This is a genomic window from Myxacorys sp., assembly GCF_059501405.1.
This window is the reverse complement of sequence record NZ_JCACCM010000087.1, coordinates 113037-130836: the sequence shown is the minus strand read 5'-3', so window position 1 is coordinate 130836 and position 17800 is coordinate 113037. Positions and strand designations below refer to the sequence as shown.

General features: G+C 49.6%; 16 protein-coding genes and 2 pseudogenes. 11 read left to right on the top strand and 7 right to left on the bottom strand.

Annotated features, from left to right (window positions below; all coding sequences use genetic code 11):
- Positions 1-70: 70 nt before the first annotated feature.
- Positions 71-241 (bottom strand): 50S ribosomal protein L32, encoded by a 171-nt coding sequence (gene rpmF / locus AC5I6P_RS09885; protein WP_495693582.1) that lies wholly within the window; start codon positions 239-241, stop codon positions 71-73.
- Positions 242-314: 73 nt separating this feature from the next.
- Positions 315-1064 (bottom strand): phosphoadenylyl-sulfate reductase, encoded by a 750-nt coding sequence (locus tag AC5I6P_RS09880; RefSeq protein WP_495693581.1) that lies wholly within the window; start codon positions 1062-1064, stop codon positions 315-317.
- Positions 1065-1378: 314 nt separating this feature from the next.
- Between AC5I6P_RS09880 and AC5I6P_RS09875 the strand changes: the two genes are divergently transcribed.
- The 9 genes from AC5I6P_RS09875 to AC5I6P_RS09835 all read left to right on the top strand — a co-directional run bounded on the left by AC5I6P_RS09875 (position 1379) and on the right by AC5I6P_RS09835 (position 10439).
- Entirely contained in the window at positions 1379-1858 is a 480-nt protein-coding gene (locus AC5I6P_RS09875) for a M67 family metallopeptidase (RefSeq protein ID WP_495693580.1), read from the top strand.
- 27 nt (positions 1859-1885) lie between these two features.
- Positions 1886-3064 (top strand): molybdopterin-synthase adenylyltransferase MoeB, encoded by a 1179-nt coding sequence (moeB, locus tag AC5I6P_RS09870; protein WP_495693579.1) that lies wholly within the window; start codon positions 1886-1888, stop codon positions 3062-3064.
- Positions 3065-3168: 104 nt separating this feature from the next.
- A complete protein-coding gene (gene ureG / locus AC5I6P_RS09865; protein WP_495693578.1) occupies positions 3169-3792 on the top strand; it encodes an urease accessory protein UreG in 624 nt (207 codons plus the stop codon).
- 307 nt (positions 3793-4099) lie between these two features.
- Positions 4100-5419, top strand: coding sequence for an urea ABC transporter substrate-binding protein (gene urtA, locus AC5I6P_RS09860; RefSeq protein ID WP_495693577.1), 1320 nt, complete (start codon positions 4100-4102; stop codon positions 5417-5419).
- Positions 5420-5468: 49 nt separating this feature from the next.
- Positions 5469-6623 carry an urea ABC transporter permease subunit UrtB gene (gene urtB, locus AC5I6P_RS09855; protein ID WP_495693576.1) on the top strand — a complete coding sequence of 385 codons (1155 nt, stop codon included), beginning with the start codon at positions 5469-5471 and terminating at the stop codon, positions 6621-6623.
- 124 nt (positions 6624-6747) lie between these two features.
- Complete coding sequence (urtC, locus tag AC5I6P_RS09850) at positions 6748-7929, top strand: urea ABC transporter permease subunit UrtC (RefSeq protein ID WP_495693575.1); 1182 nt, start codon at positions 6748-6750, stop codon at positions 7927-7929.
- Positions 7889-8650 (top strand): urea ABC transporter ATP-binding protein UrtD, encoded by a 762-nt coding sequence (gene urtD / locus AC5I6P_RS09845; protein ID WP_495693574.1) that lies wholly within the window; start codon positions 7889-7891, stop codon positions 8648-8650. Before urtC ends, urtD begins: the two co-directional genes overlap by 41 nt.
- A 48-nt stretch (positions 8651-8698) precedes the next feature.
- Positions 8699-9451 carry an urea ABC transporter ATP-binding subunit UrtE gene (gene urtE / locus AC5I6P_RS09840; protein WP_495693573.1) on the top strand — a complete coding sequence of 251 codons (753 nt, stop codon included), beginning with the start codon at positions 8699-8701 and terminating at the stop codon, positions 9449-9451.
- Positions 9452-9491: 40 nt separating this feature from the next.
- A complete protein-coding gene (locus AC5I6P_RS09835; protein WP_495693572.1) occupies positions 9492-10439 on the top strand; it encodes a 50S ribosomal protein L11 methyltransferase in 948 nt (315 codons plus the stop codon).
- Positions 10440-10548: 109 nt separating this feature from the next.
- Here AC5I6P_RS09835 and lipA read toward each other — a convergent pair whose 3' ends face one another.
- Positions 10549-11487 carry a lipoyl synthase gene (gene lipA / locus AC5I6P_RS09830; RefSeq protein WP_495693571.1) on the bottom strand — a complete coding sequence of 313 codons (939 nt, stop codon included), beginning with the start codon at positions 11485-11487 and terminating at the stop codon, positions 10549-10551.
- A gap of 369 nt (positions 11488-11856) precedes the next feature.
- Here lipA and AC5I6P_RS09825 point away from each other — a divergent pair, with 369 nt between their 5' ends.
- Entirely contained in the window at positions 11857-12393 is a 537-nt protein-coding gene (locus AC5I6P_RS09825; protein ID WP_495693570.1) for a response regulator, read from the top strand.
- A gap of 70 nt (positions 12394-12463) precedes the next feature.
- Here the strand turns inward: AC5I6P_RS09825 and recR are convergent.
- The 4 genes and pseudogenes from recR to AC5I6P_RS09805 all read right to left on the bottom strand — a co-directional run.
- Positions 12464-13045, bottom strand: a pseudogene (gene recR / locus AC5I6P_RS09820) (recombination mediator RecR); the annotation flags it as partial.
- 89 nt (positions 13046-13134) lie between these two features.
- Positions 13135-13485 (bottom strand): histidine triad nucleotide-binding protein, encoded by a 351-nt coding sequence (locus tag AC5I6P_RS09815; protein ID WP_495693569.1) that lies wholly within the window; start codon positions 13483-13485, stop codon positions 13135-13137.
- A gap of 98 nt (positions 13486-13583) precedes the next feature.
- A pseudogene (locus AC5I6P_RS09810) lies at positions 13584-14255 on the bottom strand (response regulator transcription factor).
- Positions 14233-15684, bottom strand: coding sequence for a sensor histidine kinase (locus AC5I6P_RS09805; RefSeq protein WP_495693568.1), 1452 nt, complete (start codon positions 15682-15684; stop codon positions 14233-14235). The pseudogene AC5I6P_RS09810 and the gene AC5I6P_RS09805 overlap by 23 nt, the downstream one beginning before the upstream one ends.
- Before the next feature lie 427 nt (positions 15685-16111).
- Here AC5I6P_RS09805 and AC5I6P_RS09800 point away from each other — a divergent pair, with 427 nt between their 5' ends.
- Complete coding sequence (locus AC5I6P_RS09800) at positions 16112-17668, top strand: SulP family inorganic anion transporter (protein ID WP_495693567.1); 1557 nt, start codon at positions 16112-16114, stop codon at positions 17666-17668.
- Positions 17669-17800: the final 132 nt, after the last annotated feature.

Here is a 17800-nt window from a genome sequence, read left to right as displayed (position 1 = left end):
TCCTACAACAGCACTTAAATTAAGTAACAGATTCAAGTTCTGAACGAATCCCCACTTTGATAGAGTGGCACTATTCTTCCTCTTCCTCATTGGCTGGGTAGACAAAACCCTGTGCCCGTCCTGTTAGGATGGATTTCCCAAGGGAGAGCGCCCGCTGAGCCTGAAGAGTAGCTTTGTGCTTCCAGGTGGCTTTACGCTTATCTCGCTTTGATTTTGATGTTTTCTTCTTAGGAACTGCCATGACTTCGCCTGCGATCGTAATGTAGACAACCTTCCTATTCTACGGCATTATTTCCTGCTGAGCGATCTGTGCATTAAGCTTCAGATGGGTTAACCGCGTGCAGACCGCATTCTTTCTTGGTCGCCTCTTCCCACCACCAGCGTCCTTCTCGTTCGTGCTGATTGGGAAGAACAGCGCGGGTACAGGGTTCGCAGCCAATGCTGATGAATCCGCGCTCGTGGAGAGGGTTGTAAGGTACGTCATACGAGCGGATATACATCCAGACATCTGCTGATGACCAACTGGAGAGGGGGTTGAATTTGATTAAGTTGTGATCATCACTGGAAAACGCTGTATCGACTTGTACAACTGGAACGCTCGCACGCGTCGATGGACTCTGATCTTTGCGCTGTCCAGTAATCCAGGCATCTAGGGTTGAAAGCTTGCGCCGCAGGGGAGCGACTTTACGAATGCCGCAGCATTCTTGATGCCCGTCTTCGTAGAAGCTAAAGAGTCCTTTGGCATTAACCATGGCTTCGAGTCGAGCCGCATCGGGAGTCATAATGTCGATCGCAATGCCGTAATGCTTTCTGACGCGATCGATAAACTGATAGGTTTCTGCGTGCAAGCGTCCAGTGTCAAGGCTGAAGACTTTAATGTCTTTTCTGATTTTGTGAGCCATGTCGATCAAGACAACATCTTCCGCTCCACTAAAAGAGATGGCAATGTTATCAAACTGACTCAAGGCACATTCGAGAATTTTTTGCGGACTTTGGCTTTCAAGTTCCGCATCGAGGCTAGGAATATCAAGTCCGCTTGTAGGTTGTGCGGTAACTTGTACCATAATGTGTTCTCTCCCAAAGAGGATCGGCTGAATTGCATTCTCTATTCTATCTGCCTTGGGGTCTATCTGCCTTGGCGGAGCGACGCCTACGACAATCCTGTGATAGCAATTCTGTGATAGTTCAGAAGGATAGGTAACACGTTTCGCGACAGTTTCATGGCTTGTTTTGACATGCCTGTTTTGAGCTGAGCTAGAAAAGGCGTTCAGAGTCCTATATTCCTATCCTATATTCCTATATTCCTATCCTATATTCCTATATTCCTATCCTATATATAGACGGTTAACGCGGACGGTTCGATCCTGTCTTACAATAGGTGTCTGTCTTATCCAAAGATCATCCTGCCGTGGTTCTCAGCCTCGACTCTCAGCATTTGGCGAGCATTCAAGCTCATGCCAACCGCACCTATCCCGAAGAGTGCTGTGGTTTGCTGTTGGGCACGAGTGACCCCACTGGGAAAACCGTCATGGAAGTTCGAGCGACGAACAACATTTGGAGAGAGGAAGCCCAGTCTGACCTGACGAAGAAGCGCCGTTATTTGATTCCACCCGAAGCAATGCTGGTGGCAATGAAATACGGACGGACTCTTGGTTTAGATATCATCGGTATTTATCACTCTCATCCTGATTGTCTGGCTGAACCCTCGGAGTACGATCGCGCCGCTGCTTGGCAGCACTATTCATATCTGATCGTCTCTGTACCCCAAGGCAAAGCAGGCGATGTCCGTAGCTGGAGCCTCAACGATCAACAGGTTTTTCACGAAGAGGACGTGTTGATTCTCCAAGACAGTCCCTAGCACTCTGTTCATCTCAGCAAACGCACCATGCTAAATCCCAATCTGGATGATATCCAGTTAACTCAAGACGATATTGCGCGCTATTCGCGCCATTTGATTTTGCCGGAAGTTGGCGTTGAGGGTCAAAAACGGCTCAAAGCTGCCAGTATCTTGTGTGTCGGAACCGGAGGACTCGGTTCTCCACTGTTGGTCTATCTAGCAGCAGCGGGGATCGGGCGGCTCGGAATTGTCGATTTTGATATTGTTGATAGCTCTAATCTGCAACGTCAAATCATTCATGGAACGTCTTGGGTCGGTAAACCTAAGATCGAGTCTGCTAAAAACCGAATTCTAGAAATCAATCCTCACTGTCAAGTCGATCTCTACGAAACGAGTTTTAGATCTGACAACGCTTTAGAGATTGCTGAACCCTACGATATTGTGATTGATGGAACGGATAACTTTCCCACTCGATATCTAGTCAATGATGCCTGTGTCATGCTGGGCAAACCCAACGTGTACGGTTCTATTTTCCGATTTGAAGGACAGGCAACGGTCTTCAACTACGAGGGCGGACCCAACTATCGCGATTTGTACCCAGAACCCCCGCCACCCGGACTGGTTCCTTCTTGTGCAGAAGGGGGCGTTTTGGGTGTGCTGTGCGGCATTATCGGCACGATTCAAGCGACCGAGGCGATTAAAATTATTTTGGGAGCTGGAAACACTCTCAGCGGGCGACTGTTGCTCTACAATGCGCTGGAGATGAAATTCCGAGAGCTAAAATTGCGTCCCAATCCAGAGCGTCCGGTGATCGAAAAGTTGATCGATTATGAGGAGTTCTGTGGCATTCCTCAAGCGAAAGCGGCTGAAGAACAGGAGCGTAAAAACGTGCAAGAAATGTCTGCAACTGAGTTGAAACAGCTAATTGATAGTGGCGCGATCGGCAGTGAATATGTGCTGCTCGATGTCCGCAATCCAAACGAAGTCGAGATTGCTAAAATTCCAGGTTCTGTCTTGGTTCCACTCCCTGATATTGAAAACGGATCAGGCGTTGAAAAAGTCAAAGAATTGCTCAACGGCCATAAGCTAATCGCTCACTGCAAAATGGGCGGGCGATCGGCGAAAGCGTTGGCGATTCTTAAAGAAGCCGGAATTGAAGGCACAAACGTAACGGGCGGCATTACGGCTTGGAGTCGCGATGTTGATCCTTCTGTACCCGAATACTAAACTTAGCCCAAATCCTAAAACTACTTTGTGATTCACGATTCGTAATTCAGAATTGAGGTAAGGTCTCAATTGTGAATTACGAATTTTTTTAGTTGGGGCAGGGTATGAATGCGTTTCGAGTCGGAGTCGCAGGTCCAGTTGGTTCAGGAAAAACCGCTTTAGTGGATGCGTTGTGCAAAGCGATGCGATCGCGCTATAGCATTGCGGTGGTGACAAACGATATTTACACCCAAGAAGACGCACAGTATCTCGTGCGATCGCAGGCATTAGAGCGCGATCGCATCATTGGCGTTGAGACAGGCGGCTGTCCCCACACCGCGATCCGAGAAGACGCTTCAATGAATTTAGCGGCGATCGATGACCTCGAAGGGCGGTTTCAAACCCTCAACTTAATTCTGGTTGAAAGCGGAGGGGATAACTTGGCCGCAACCTTTAGCCCAGAACTTGTAGATCTCAATATTTATGTGATCGATGTTGCAGGAGGCGACAAGATTCCGCGCAAAGGTGGGCCAGGAATCACAAAATCCGATTTGCTCGTGATTAATAAAATCGATCTCGCGCCCTATGTTGGGGCAGATTTGTCTGTGATGCAGCGTGACGCCCAAAAAATGCGAGGCAGCAAACCGTTTGTCTTTACAAACCTCAAAACTGGGGACGGGCTTAATACAATAATTCATTTCTTAGAAACCCACTCAGGACTGATTTTAGAACCAGAGAGCATCGGCTAAACAGTAGTTTGTAATTTTCAATACATTTTCCCGGCGAAGCGAAGCCCTAATATCTCAGAGTTATCACTGAGTCTGCTTTAGCTATTGATCAAAACACGTCTGAAGAGGACTAGAACGCGGGTCTAATTTGCCCAGTTGAAGCGATCATTCGCCCTACAAAGCAAGTGTTCTCTGCCTCGGATTGCTTGATTCGCAATCGAGCGCGGCGCACCCTCCCGAAAGAACCGCTCAGCCGTGATGACGAATAGATAGCTTGAAGAGTCGGATTGAGTTAAGCGCACTATTCCCGTGGAGAGCAACACTAGATATGACAAAATCGTTCGGTCGGCGTGAATTTATGATTCTAGGCTCCACTGCCGCTGGGAGCATTCTTCTCAAAGCCTGTGGGAGCGATCCTTCCACAACGGCTAGTCCTGGAGCGTCGCCTGCTGCTTCGACCGCTGCCTCCACATCAGCGTCGGGCAACACCGTTAAGGTGGGAATTTTACACTCGCTGAGCGGCACGATGGCGATTAGCGAAAAGAGCGTCGTTGATGCCGAGAACCTGGCGATCGAAGAAATCAACCAAGCGGGAGGCGTTCTCGGTAAGCAAATCGAAGCGATTATCGAAGATGGCAACTCCGACTGGCCCACCTTCGCTGAGAAGGCGAAAAAACTGATCGATCAAGACAAAGTGGCAACGGTGTTTGGTTGCTGGACATCGGCAAGCCGCAAAGCCGTCTTGCCTGTGTTTGAGTCAAAGAACAGCCTGCTATGGTATCCGGTGCAGTATGAAGGGCAAGAATGCTCGAAAAATGTCTTCTACACGGGTGCAGCGCCGAACCAACAGATCGAGCCTTCGGTCGATTGGCTGCTAGAGAACAAAGGCAAAGAATTCTTCCTAGTCGGCTCAGATTATGTCTTCCCTCGCACCGCCAACACCATTATCAAAGCGCAGTTAGCGGCAAAAGGTGGTAAGACGGTTGGCGAAGACTACGTTCCGCTCGGCAGCACAGAAGTCAAATCGGTGATTCAAAAGATCAAGCAGGCGTTGCCGAATGGCGGCGTGATCTACAACAGCTTGAACGGTGATAGCAACGTTGCGTTCTTTAAAGAACTGCAAGCATCTGGTTTAGGCCCTGATAAATATCCGTCGATGTCGGTCAGTATTGCCGAAGAAGAAGTCAAAGCGATCGGGGTGGATTATCTCCAAGGGCACTACGCCGCGTGGAACTATTTTCAAACGGTCAATTCGCCTGCTAGTACGAAGTTTGTGGAGGCATTCAAGGCGAAGTATGGCAGCGATCGCGTGGTTAACGATCCGATGGAAGCCGCTTACATCATGGTGTATCTGTGGAAGCAATCGGTTGAGAAGGCGGGAACGTATGAGGATCTAGAAAAGGTGAAAACCGCCGCTTACGGTCAGACCTTCGATGCGCCACAAGGCAAGATCACGATGAATTCAAACCATCACTTGTCTAAGTTCGTTCGCATTGGCGAAGTGGGTGAGGACTCGCTGTTTAAGATTGTCTACGAAACCAAGGAAGCGGTGAAGCCCGTGCCGTGGAATCAGTTTGTAACCGATACGAAAGGATTTGCGTGCGACTGGTCTGATCCAGCTAAAGGCGGTAAGTACAAGACGACGTAAGAAGAAGGGACGCCTTTCAGCGTCCCTTATCCATCTTTAGGAAAGCCTTATGCTATCAGGACTACTAGACGGAATTTTTAGCGGCATCAGCCTCGGATCAGTGCTGTTACTTGCCGCGTTGGGTCTTGCGATCGTATTCGGACTCATGGGTGTGATCAATATGGCACACGGTGAGTTGATGATGCTGGGCGCATATACCACCTACATGGTGCAGAATGCGCTGAAAGGAACACCTCTGTTTGGCATCTACATTTTTATTGCGCTGATCGCCGCGTTTATCGTAACGGCGATCTTTGGCTTGGTTTTAGAGCGAGGCGTCATTCGCTATCTCTATGGGCGACCGCTCGAAACGTTGCTGGCCACTTGGGGCGTCAGCTTGATTTTGCAGCAGCTTGTCCGCAGCGTCAGTTGGCAACTTGTGACGATCGTGGCTCTATTTTGCCTGCTGTTCTTTGGAGCGATGTGGATCGTCGCCCGTCGCACTGATTTTGAGCGGGCACGCGGTTGGTTTCTAGCGATCATGATTCCGCTATCGGCAGCCGCTGCGATCGCGACGGGTAACGTTCTCGGCACACTCTACAAACCTGCTTTTACAAAACTGTGGTTTGACGCCCGCAATGTGGACGTAACCGCGCCGAAATGGTTAAGAGGGGGATTTCCCATCGCGGGAACGCAGTTTTCCTACGCTCGCATTTTTATTATTGTGCTGACGATCGCGTGTGTCGTCGGAGTGTATTGGTTTTTAAACAACACGCCGTGGGGTTTACGAATTCGCGCTGTGACGCAGAATCGCACTATGAGTGCTTGTCTTGGCATTCCCACTAAGAAAGTCGATGCGCTGACGTTTGCCTTGGGGTCTGGATTGGCAGGACTGGCAGGCTGTGCGGTGAGTTTGCTCGGATCAGTTGGACCGAATACAGGACAGAACTATATCGTAGACACCTTCATGGTGGTGGTCGTGGGCGGTGTTGGGAAACTGGCAGGCAGCATTATTGCCGCTCTTGCGATCGGCACCGCCAACTATCTGATCGGCTCGAACACGCTGGTTGATCTGACTGCCCCGATTAAGCCGCTGTCAGACACATTTGCCTTCTTTTCAACCATTAGCATGGCGAAGGTATTGGTGTTCGCGTTGATTATTGCGTTTCTACAGTTTCGTCCTGGTGGGCTGTTCCCGCAAAAAGGACGAACAGTGGATGCTTAAACTGATAGTCGTAATTTAGAACGGTGCTAAGTTGAGTCGCGGTTTGCGCCACTCGCTACAGTTTGATGATCCTAGCTCACAGAAGCTTAGAGGCAGGCTCCCTTCAGTTGTTGGAGATAAATCAGTGGATGCACTCATACAATCTAAATCCAAAGCTCGACAGAGGCTTTTGATCGAAGCAGGCATCGTCGCCGCGATCGCACTGCTGCTGCTGTTCGTGATTCCACCGATTTTAGTTGGTTCGGGTCAAGGATTTCGCGTGAATCTGCTGGGGAGATACTTAGCCCTGGCGATCGCAGCACTAGGCATTGACCTGATTTGGGGATTCACCGGAATTCTGAGTTTAGGTCAAGGCGTTTTCTTTGCCCTCGGCGGCTATAGCTTGGCGATGTTTCTGCTGTTGCAGCTTCCCGATGGTCAATTGCCCGACTTCTTCTCGCCCTACGGCGTGACAGAGCTGCCATGGTTGTGGCAGCCGTTTTATTCGCTGCCGTTTACCCTATTTGCGATCGTCTTTATTCCGACGATCGTGGCCGCGACTCTCGGCTATCTCGTGTTCCGAAACCGAATCCGAGGCGTTTATTTCTCGATTTTGACTCAGGCCGCGCTGATCGTATTCTTCAACTTCTTTAATGGTCAGCAGAAATTGATCAACGGAACCAACGGTCTGAAAACGGACACCGCTACCATTTTTGGGCAGACCGTAAGTTCACCCCCAGTTCAAGCATTTCTCTATACACTGACTATTTTGCTGCTCGTGGGCGGCTACGCCCTCAGCCGCTGGCTCACAAGTGGACGTTCCGGACGGCTACTCGTGGCCGTGCGAGACGATGAAGCCCGAATGCGGTTTTCAGGCTACGATCCCACGATGTTTAAGGTGTTGGTGTTTGCCATTTCTGCCGGACTTGCCGGAATTGCGGGCGCACTCTACACCGTGCAGTCGGGCATTATTACCCCGCAAGCGATGAATATTGCCTTCTCGATCGAGATGGTGATTTGGGTGGCTGTCGGCGGACGCGCCACGATCGTTGGTGCCATTCTTGGCACACTGATTGTCAATTTTGCCAAAAGTATCTTGAGCGAAAGGTTTCCGCAATTTTGGTACTTTTTCCAAGGCGGACTGTTTCTGATCGTTGTGACGGTGTTACCCGGCGGCATCCTTGGCTGGCTGCGAGAGGATGGCGTCCGGCTCGTGCGATCGCAGATCAACAAGCGGCGTCCGCTCCAAACCTATCCCAGTTTAGAAGAAGACCCAGGCGTGCAGTATGAGCGAAAAAATCTTGCAAATCGAGAATCTGACGGTTGATTTCGATGGCTTTCGGGCACTCAACAACCTTAACTTCAGTTTAGACACAGGCGAGCTACGGGTGATTATCGGGCCCAATGGCGCGGGCAAAACAACCTTCCTAGATGTGATTACCGGCAAAACAAAGCCCACAACCGGACAGGTGACGTTTAAGGGAAAATCAACCAAGGGCAACGTCGAGTATCAAATCGCTCGGTTGGGTGTGGGGCGAAAGTTCCAAACGCCACGGATCTATTTGAATCTGACGCCACGAGAAAATTTAGAACTGTCTTGCAACCGTTACAAGAACGTCTGGAATGCTTTGTTTGGCAAGCCTTCTAGCGCAGAACGGCGAACGGTAGCAGGCTTGATTGAAACAATCGGCTTAGACGCAAAAGCCGACCTTAAAGCGGCACTGCTCTCTCATGGGGAAAAGCAGCGCTTAGAAATCGGCATGTTGGTCGCACAGTCACCGGATCTTTTATTAGTCGATGAGCCTGTTGCCGGACTGACCGATGAAGAAACCGAGAACGTCGGGAACCTATTGCTTGCCTTAGCCGAGAGCCATTCCATTATTGTGATTGAACACGATATGGAATTTGTGCGCCAGATTGCTCGGAAAGTTACGGTTCTGCATCAAGGAACAGTTCTGTGCGAAGGCTCGATGGATGAAGTCCAGAACGATCCGCGAGTCATTGAAGTGTATCTCGGTAAGCAAGAGGACGATCGCGCTGCGGCTTGATTGCCTAACCTCATAATTCTCTCTATTACAACGCTCTATTACAACACCATGAGTTACGCCAATGCAACGCTAGAGCCAACGAAACCCGATACAGACTTACCAATGCTGGAAGTCAAGGATCTCAACGTGTATTACGGAGAAAGCCACATTCTCCGCAACGTGAATATGACCGTTTTTCCGGGCAAAATGGTCTGTCTAATTGGTCGCAATGGAGTTGGCAAAACCACAATGTTAAAGACGCTCATGGGTATCCTCAAACCCCGGAGCGGCAACCTGAAGCTAGACGGACACTCGATTATTGCCAGAACAACCGACCAACGGGCAAGATTAGGCATCGGATATGTTCCGCAAGGCCGGGAAGTGATTCCTCGACTCACCATTAAAGAGAATTTGATTTTAGGACTAGAGGCGTTGCCAGAGCGCCCGAAAAAGCAGGAGATTCCCGAAGAAATATTCGAGCTTTTTCCGGTGCTGAAGACGATGTTGTCTCGTATGGGGGGCGATCTGAGTGGCGGACAGCAGCAGCAGCTTGCGATCGCCCGCGCCCTGATGGGTCGTCCTCGCTTGCTGGTTCTCGACGAACCGACTGAAGGCATTCAGCCTTCAATCGTTCTGGAAATCGAAGCTGCCGTCCGGCGGATTATTGAAACAACCGGTATTTCTGTGCTGCTTGTGGAGCAACATTTGCATTTTGTGCGGCAGGCAGACTGGTACTACGCCATGCAGAAAGGCAGTATGGTCGCATCGGGCCCGACGAGTCAATTGAGCAATGATGTCATTCAACAATTCCTAGCAGTGTAGAAAAGAGGGTAGGATCGCAAAAAATCTCAAGAGAAATGCTATGTCATGGATTGAGTTGAGCCTTGATGCAACGGCTGAGGCGGTTGACTGGGTTCGGACGCTGCTGGCTGAACATCATTACACGAATGATCTTCGCGTTGTAAATTACAACAGAGCAGGTCAGGCTACAACTGAAGCGAGCGAACTTTGGGCGTTCACGATTCGTTTTTATCTACCTGACAGAATGCAGGCGAAAGCACAGGTGGCAAAAATTAGTCAGTTGCTCTCTCCACTGCATCGAACCGGACAAACCACTGCTCTAGAAGTCGCGATCGTAGACGAAATAGCGCCTGACACCGAAGCTGCTTTAATTCACCGAGTCGGACGATTTGTAATCCTTAGCTCCAATGCGCCGTTTACCACAAAGGAAAACGATGTTCCACTCCGCCTGAAAACAAGTTTGAGCTTTGGCAGTGGGCTGCATCAAGCGACGGTACTAAGTTTGCGCTTGATCGAGCGACACGTTACTCCTTCGATGCAGGTGTTAGATCTAGGCTGCGGCTCTGGAATTTTGAGTGTCGCGATCGCAGGCCTCAACGCTCAGGTTCTTGCCCTCGATAACGATCCAACCGCTGTGGAAGCGACGCAAGATGCCGTCGATCGCAATGGCGTTCAAGACCGCGTTACCGTGATGCAAGGCAGTTTGGGTCGAGGCAGCCAGTTGGGTCATTGGATGGGCGGAACCCTTGATACCGTCACCACCCTTGAACCGACTGCTCGCTTTGATCTGATCGTTGCCAATATCTTTGCGCGGGTACACATTGATTTGGCAGAAGATTACGGGCGATCGCTCCGCCAAACCAATGCTCACTCTGGGCTTCTGATTACCTCTGGATTCACTGCCGATTACGAAACTGAAGTGACTACAGCATTAGATAAAGCCGGATTTAAAGCAATTGATCACGAGCGATCTGGTGAATGGGTCGCAATTAGCTTTGCTAAGCTGTGAAGATCGCACTTGAGCCGCGATTCTTCGGAGCTTGACAAAGCCAATCGCAAGCCGTTTCCAATTAAGCAATAGGCCCATTGGAAAAGCGATGTTGGGCAAAGTCGCTCTGCTACCCTTCTTCCCCCGCATGGTAAGAACTTCTGACTAACGGGCCTGATCGCACATGAGAAAATCCCATTTCGCGGGCGATCGCGCCTAGGTTCTCAAACTCATCAGGATGCCAGTATTTCTGAACGGGAAGATGGGCCAATGAGGGACGCATATATTGACCGAGGGTGACGCGATCGCACTCCACTGCCCGCAGATCGCTCAACGTTTCGATCACTTCTGCTTCGGTCTCCCCGTGTCCCAACATCACACCTGACTTAGTAGGAATGGTCGGATCAAGTTCTTTTACCAATTGCAGAACTCGGAGCGTGCGATCGTACTTCGCTCCTCGTCGCACCGGAGCCTGCAACCGCTTCACCGTTTCAATATTATGGTTATAGCAAGCGGGTTTCGCCGCTACAACTGTCGCAATTCGCTGCTGCTGCAAGTCTTCCGGCGGTGTTCCATCGTCTCGCCCGCCCCAAAAATCTGGCGTCAACACCTCAATTTGCGTCTCTGGATTCACCTGACGGATCTTCATCATGGTTTGAGCAAACCAACCTGCTCCTTGATCGGGCAAGTCATCCCGCGCCACAGAGGTTAGCACAACGTAGCGTAATCCCAGCGATCGCACTGACTCAGCAACCTTACGAGGTTCATCAGGATCAAGCGCCATCGGAGCGTGACCCTTATCAACCTGGCAAAACCCACACGACCGCGTACAGGTGGGCCCCATGAGTAAGAAACTAGCAGTTCCTTGGGCGTAACATTCACCTCGATTCGGGCAACGTCCTTCTTCGCAGATCGTATGAATGTTGCGCTGTTTGATAATTCTCTGAACGGTTGAAATCTCACTTGCTTTGCCAATGGGCCGCCTTAACCAATCGGGCATCGCGACGATTTCAGGTGGGCGGCGTGAGAAAGATTCCGAAGAAAGGGTGGAATTCGTTTCAGGTGACATAGAGATGGGAATACTAGGACTCAGTTCAGTAAATTTGCTGGCAAGTGCGGTATTTAGGCTTGTGGGCTAAACCAGAGCTAAATCGGGAACTCATCACTCTAAGAGTAATGCAGAACCCTTCGTTCAATTCCAAAGTTAGGAGCTACACTAAGTCGTGTTTGGCACATCTTAATACCGAATTTACCATTGTCGAGAGAGTAAGAAGGGCATCTGTCAAGCTCCTTCTGGACATCTTATTTCTACTTGTAAGAGTTCTAGGCTCAGGATGTCCGCTTTATTTGGCTCACCAAGTGCCCGCATCAGATCCCGACACTATTCCCTGACGATATTAAAGTTGTTCTCTCAGTACCGTTAAACAGGAGTCCAGTTGTGGCAGGTCACAAGATTTTAGTTATCGACGACAGCGCCGTGATTCGCACGATGGTGCGAGACATGCTGCCAAAAGGAAATTTTGAAGTCCTAGAAGCCAAAGATGGCGTTGAGGGCATTAACAAAATTCGGCAGGAGCGCCCGACTATTATTATGTTAGATTTCTTGCTACCCCGCATGAGCGGTTGGGAAGTCTTTCAGCAAATTCAGGGTCAAGCCGATTTACAGACCATTCCTCTCGTGCTGATGTCCGGCCGAAAGGAAGAAGTGGCTGAAAAATTCCGAGAACCGTTCGACTATTTTGAATTTGTCCAAAAGCCGTTTGACCAAAAAGGGCTAATTGAAGCCATCAAAGCGGCAATGACAAAAGCAAAACGCCGCCCTGCTGCCGCTCCAACCGTTCCACCAACAGAAGGTGCGGGAGCCGCAGAAATCCAAGCGCTCAACATCAAGATCGCTAAGATGCAGGTGGAAATGGATGCAATGAAGAAACAAATGGCTCAAATCTTGGCGTTCATCAAGCAAAAGATGAAGTAGTCCAACGATCGCTATTGGTCATACAACCTCTTCTAGAAATAGGAAGGACGTTCCGAGGAGCGTCCTTTTTTTACTCCAATTCGCGCCGGCCTTCTAACGCACGTGCCAATGTCACTTCGTCGGCATATTCTAAATCGCCTCCCATCGGCAACCCGAAGGCAATCTGAGTCACGCGAGTGAAGGGTTTTAGAAGCCCACCAACATACATAGATGTCGTATCACCTTCTGTGGTAGGGCTAATGGCTAAGATGACCTCTTCCACCTTTTGCTGACTGACTCGACGAACCAGGGCTTTGATATTGAGCTGGTCAGGACCAATGCCATTGATCGGAGAGAGGACGCCGCCCAAAACATGGTACTTGCCGCGATATTCCCGTGTTTTCTCTAATGCAATCAGATCTCTCGAATCCGCCACAACGCAGATCGTTTTACTCTCCCGATTAGGGGCACGACAAATTTCACAAACAGGCTCTGCGGAGAGATGACCGCAGACCGAACAGTAACCCACTTGCAGTTTGGCTTCAACCAAAGCCATTGCCAGAGCTTTGACTTCTTCTTCGGGGCGCTTCAAGATGTGCAGAGCTAAGCGCTGGGCCGATTTTGGACCAATGCCAGGTAAATGTTGAAGATGCTCAATTAATCGAGCGAGGGGGCGTGTGTAAACCGTTGTCGTTCCTCCAAATCTCTATCTCGATCGTAGCGTAGCCGTTCGCACTTCGCAGAGTTTAGTAGATTGATTCGTTAGCCTGGAGGCCATGCCATTGGACGTCCTCCCAGTATATGTAAATGAAGGTGATCGACGGTCTGTCCGCCGTCGTTTCCTGTGTTGATGACCAAGCGATATCCGTTTGTCAGCCCAACTTGCTGAGCAACCCGTTTTGCGGTCAGTAACAAATGCCCCATCAACGCATGATCCTGGGATTCCGCATCAGAAAGTTTCGCGATCGCTTGCTTGGGAATTACCAAAATATGCACCGGAGCCTGCGGATTCACATCCCGAAAGGCAAGCGCCAAGTTATCTTCGTAAACAATGTCGGCAGGAATTTCTTTACGAATAATTTTGCCGAAAATGGTGTCGTTGGGGTCGCTCATAACACTTTAGATCAGGTGGTGAGAAATTTAGACGAATGGTCGTGGGGACTAGGGATTAGAATTCAACTGCTGGATTATTGTAACAGCCGCACCTTGCGTTAGATTCGCAGACGATACCCCCTGCCGCGAACTGTTTCGATCAACTGGTTGCCTAGTTTTTTACGCAGATAGCCGACGTAGACATCGACAATGTTAGACCCTGGATCATAGGCATAACCTCACACATGATCTAGAAGTTGTTGCCGACTCAACACCTGTCCGGGATGCCGAAAGAAAGTTTCTGCTAAGGTAAATTCGCGGGCAGGCAATTCGAGGCTACGATCGCCGACTCTGACTTTACGGGTTCGCAAATCCAGTACGACATTGCCTGCTTTTAGCACCATCTCTTCTCTGACATACACAGAAGATGCTGCGTTCCTTAAACGCGCTCGGATGCGTGCCAACAGTTCTTCAAACCGGAATGGCTTTGTTACATAGTCATCTGCACCCAGTTCAAATCCTGTCACTTTGTCGGTAATATCATCGCGAGCCGTCAGAATGATAACTGGCAATGATTCACCCTGTCCGCGCAACTCTTCCAATACTTCTAAGCCATCTTTGCCTGGAAGCCCCAAATCAAGAATGAGTAGGTCAAACTCACTTTGCCGAATGAGAAGTAAGGCTTCCTCTGCGTCAGTTGCGATCGTCGTGGTAAATCCGCATGCCCGTAGTCCTTCTTCGACAAACGCCGCAATGCGAGGTTCATCTTCAGCGATGAGAATCCGATGCATGAGGCATAGTCTCCGAGGATGGCTCCAAAGGTAAAACGAGGGTGAAGGTTGCTCCAGTTCCAGGACGGCTACACAGGGTCACACGCCCGTGGTGAGCTTCTGCGATCGCTTGCACAATTGGCAATCCTAAACCCGCTCCTTCTGAACGGCGACGGCTATGGGCAGCGCGGGCAAACCGTTCAAAAATTCGCTGCTGATCGGCGGGGTCAATGCCTTCCCCTGTATCTCGAACCCAAAATTCAATGTGGTGTTTAGTAACGGCTGAGCCCAAGGAGATGCGATCGCCCTCGCGAGTGTGCTGAGTGGCGTTTTGGGCAAGATTCATCACTGCTTGCGTAATGCGCTGGCGATCGCCAACCATTTGACCTTTTCCAACGGCGTCAAGTTGCCAGTCTCGATCGGCGAGTGCCCTCGCTTTTGCAAGCAACTCTTCGGTCAAAACACCAACGTTCACGGTCTCCAACTGCAAGAAATCAGGTCGCTCTGCCTTCGTCAATAGCACCAAATCTTCAACAAAGCGGCTCAAGCGATCGAGTTCATCTAACACCAGCGCTTGAGTTTCTTTCTGTTCGATCGGATCGTCTCCGATCAATTCTAAATGTCCTCGAATAATGGTGATGGGTATGCGAAGTTCGTGTCCGGCGTCATTGATAAAGTCCCGCTGACTCGCAAACGCGGCTTGGAGTCGATCCATCATGTCATTAAACGTTGTTGCTAACTCTGCAAGGTCATCGGTTCCTTGGACGGAGATTCGTTCAGTGAGGTCAGACTCGCTGATAGAACGAGCAGTTGCGGTTAAAACATGCAGGGGTGCTAAGACTCGACCTGCCGCAAGCCACGCTAGCACAAATGAGAGCGTTAGCACTACTACCATCACTTCAATAACGACTGTAATCACATCATGAAGTTCTCTGCGTTCCCTCGTTGTGGTGCGAACAACTGCAACCACGCCCACTACTTTTCGATCGACGATGACAGGTTCGACCCGATACAGAATGGCTCCCATGGGCGTGGACAATTCACCCCGTTCAGTCTGGGTAGCTTGTGCCCAGCGCCGAATGAGAACAGAGTCCGCTTGAAGGATGCTTGGCAAGACTTTGGGGTTAGATTTATACAATTGGCCGTTAAGCAGGGTCAGGAGAAATTCACTTTCATCGGGAATGTTTCTAGATAGAAAAACGTTGAAAAGCGCCGCTGAATCTTGACCAAAGGGTTTGCTTGTATCAGGATTACGCCCTTTGCGCAACCGGTAGAATTCTTCAACTTCTTGGTTAATGGATTGCTCAATGCGCTCCTGAACCCGAACAAACAAGATTTGGCGAATTGCTGGAATGGAAACCAGCATGAAGAAGACCATTAACACGACATACCAAACCAAGATGCGTGTTCGTGCTTCGCCAAGAGGTTTCCGCCAGTTCCCTAACTTCATTCGCGTGTATAAAGAGAAAGCTTATCGCTTTGGCAAGCATTCATGAGAGATTTCTCACGAAAAGCTTATCTTTTTTTCATGCAAATTCATTAAATTTAAGAAGAATTAAGAAATCTAAATACTTAGGAGGTGTGGAGCACGATATCTCAACAACGTTCTGAGGATTATCCTCTCCTTCTACTATTAAGGTTCATGGCGATGACGGCTTTTAAGTTTACCTGAAGTTTTTATCAGACGGCATTTTAGATTTCTGTGGGCTAGCCCCCTCAACCTTTGAGTAGCTGAAAGTGAGTAGCTGAAAGCACTTAATTCATTGGAATCATCTGAGTAGTCAAAGTGGAGCGTTGCCAGTCAAAGCGGTTCTGGCTGGAACTGCGATCGCGGTTCGATGGATGTAAATCTTGCAACATTTTCACTGGAGAAAAACATGGGAACGTTACTAAACATCATCGGTGGCAAAGTAGACAGGCGATCGTTGATCAAAGATTTTTTGGCGTCCTTCGTAGTCTTTCTGGTCGCGCTGCCCCTATGTATGGGAATTGCGATCGCGTCCGGTGTTCCTCCTGCCCTCGGCTTAGTAACCGGAATGGTAGGGGGTATGCTGGTCGGAGCAATTTCAGGATCTCCCTTTCAAGTCAGCGGTCCAGCAGCTGGATTAGCAGTCGTGGTGGCAGAACTTGTGCGAGATTACGGCATTGAGATGGTCGGTCCGGTGCTGATGTTAGCGGGTTTGATTCAACTCCTAGCAGGTCGGTTTAAGCTAGGTCAACTGTTTCGCGCCATGTCTCCTGCGGTGATCTACGGCATGTTGTCGGGAATCGGTGTGTTGATTCTCGTGTCTCAGTTCCACGTCATGATTGACGACAAACCGCGGGCTCATGGTCTTGAAAATTTGATTTCCATCCCGAATGCGATCTACAAAGCATTCTTTCCAATCAGTGGCAGCAACCATCACCTTGCAGCGTCGATCGGTGTGTTTACCATTGTGACGCTGGTGCTGTGGGAGAGGTTTAAGCCGACACGGTTACGGCTATTGCCTGGAGCGCTGATCGCAGTGGTTTTGGCAACGACGATCGCAACCGTACTGCAATTGCCCATTCAATACGTAGATGTACCTGCTAATCTGCTGGAGACGCTTCGACTTCCAACACCGGGCAATTTCATGACTTTGATTCAAGCGCCGCTACTTCTAGAAGCGATGGTGATTGCTTTTATTGCCAGTGCCGAGAGTTTGCTCTCAGCTGCTGCGGTCGATCGATTGCATCAGGGACCAAAAACTGACTTTGATAAAGAGTTGAGTGCGCAGGGAATTGGCAACTTAATTTGTGGAGCACTGGGAGCACTGCCAATGACGGGTGTGATTGTGCGTAGCTCAGTCAATGTAGAGGCAGGGGCGAAAACTCGACTTTCAGCAATGCTGCACGGTGTCTGGCTATTACTATTGGTCGTAGCCGCACCTACTTTACTCAGAATGGTTCCTACCTCTAGCCTTGCTGCCGTTCTGGTTTTCACTGGCTACAAACTGATTGAGATAGAACACATCCGTCACCTCAAACGATACGGGCGAATTCCGCTGATCATTTTCTCTGCGACCTTCATCGGCATCGTCGTAACAGAACTGCTGACCGGAATTCTTATTGGAATTGTATTAACGGCAATCTTTGTCATTTCTAAAGTGTCTCGTTTGAACGTTCGTATCGAGCATGACGAGCACGACCAACGGATTGATATTCACCTAGAAGGCGCTGCTACGTTCGTTCGTTTGCCTGAGTTGGCCTCTGCTCTAGAAAAGATTCCTCCCCAAACACGATTACATATCCATCTCGAAAAGCTGGTCTATGTTGATCACTCGTGTTTCGACTTGCTTTCTATGTGGGCATGTCAGCAGGAGGAACGAGGCAGCACCATCGTCGTGGAGTGGGAAGGCTTAACTGACCGGTATCGCAGACCGTTTGCTTCTCGATCGACAAACGCAGTTGCGTAGAACGTAGTTTCACACCGTCTTCTGCTTTAGTTTCATTTTATCCATGCATGGCAAATAGCATTGCCAAGGGTGAGTTTAACCATAACAACGCTTTCCGTTCCCTTTAATTTTGCATATGACTTTTACTATGCG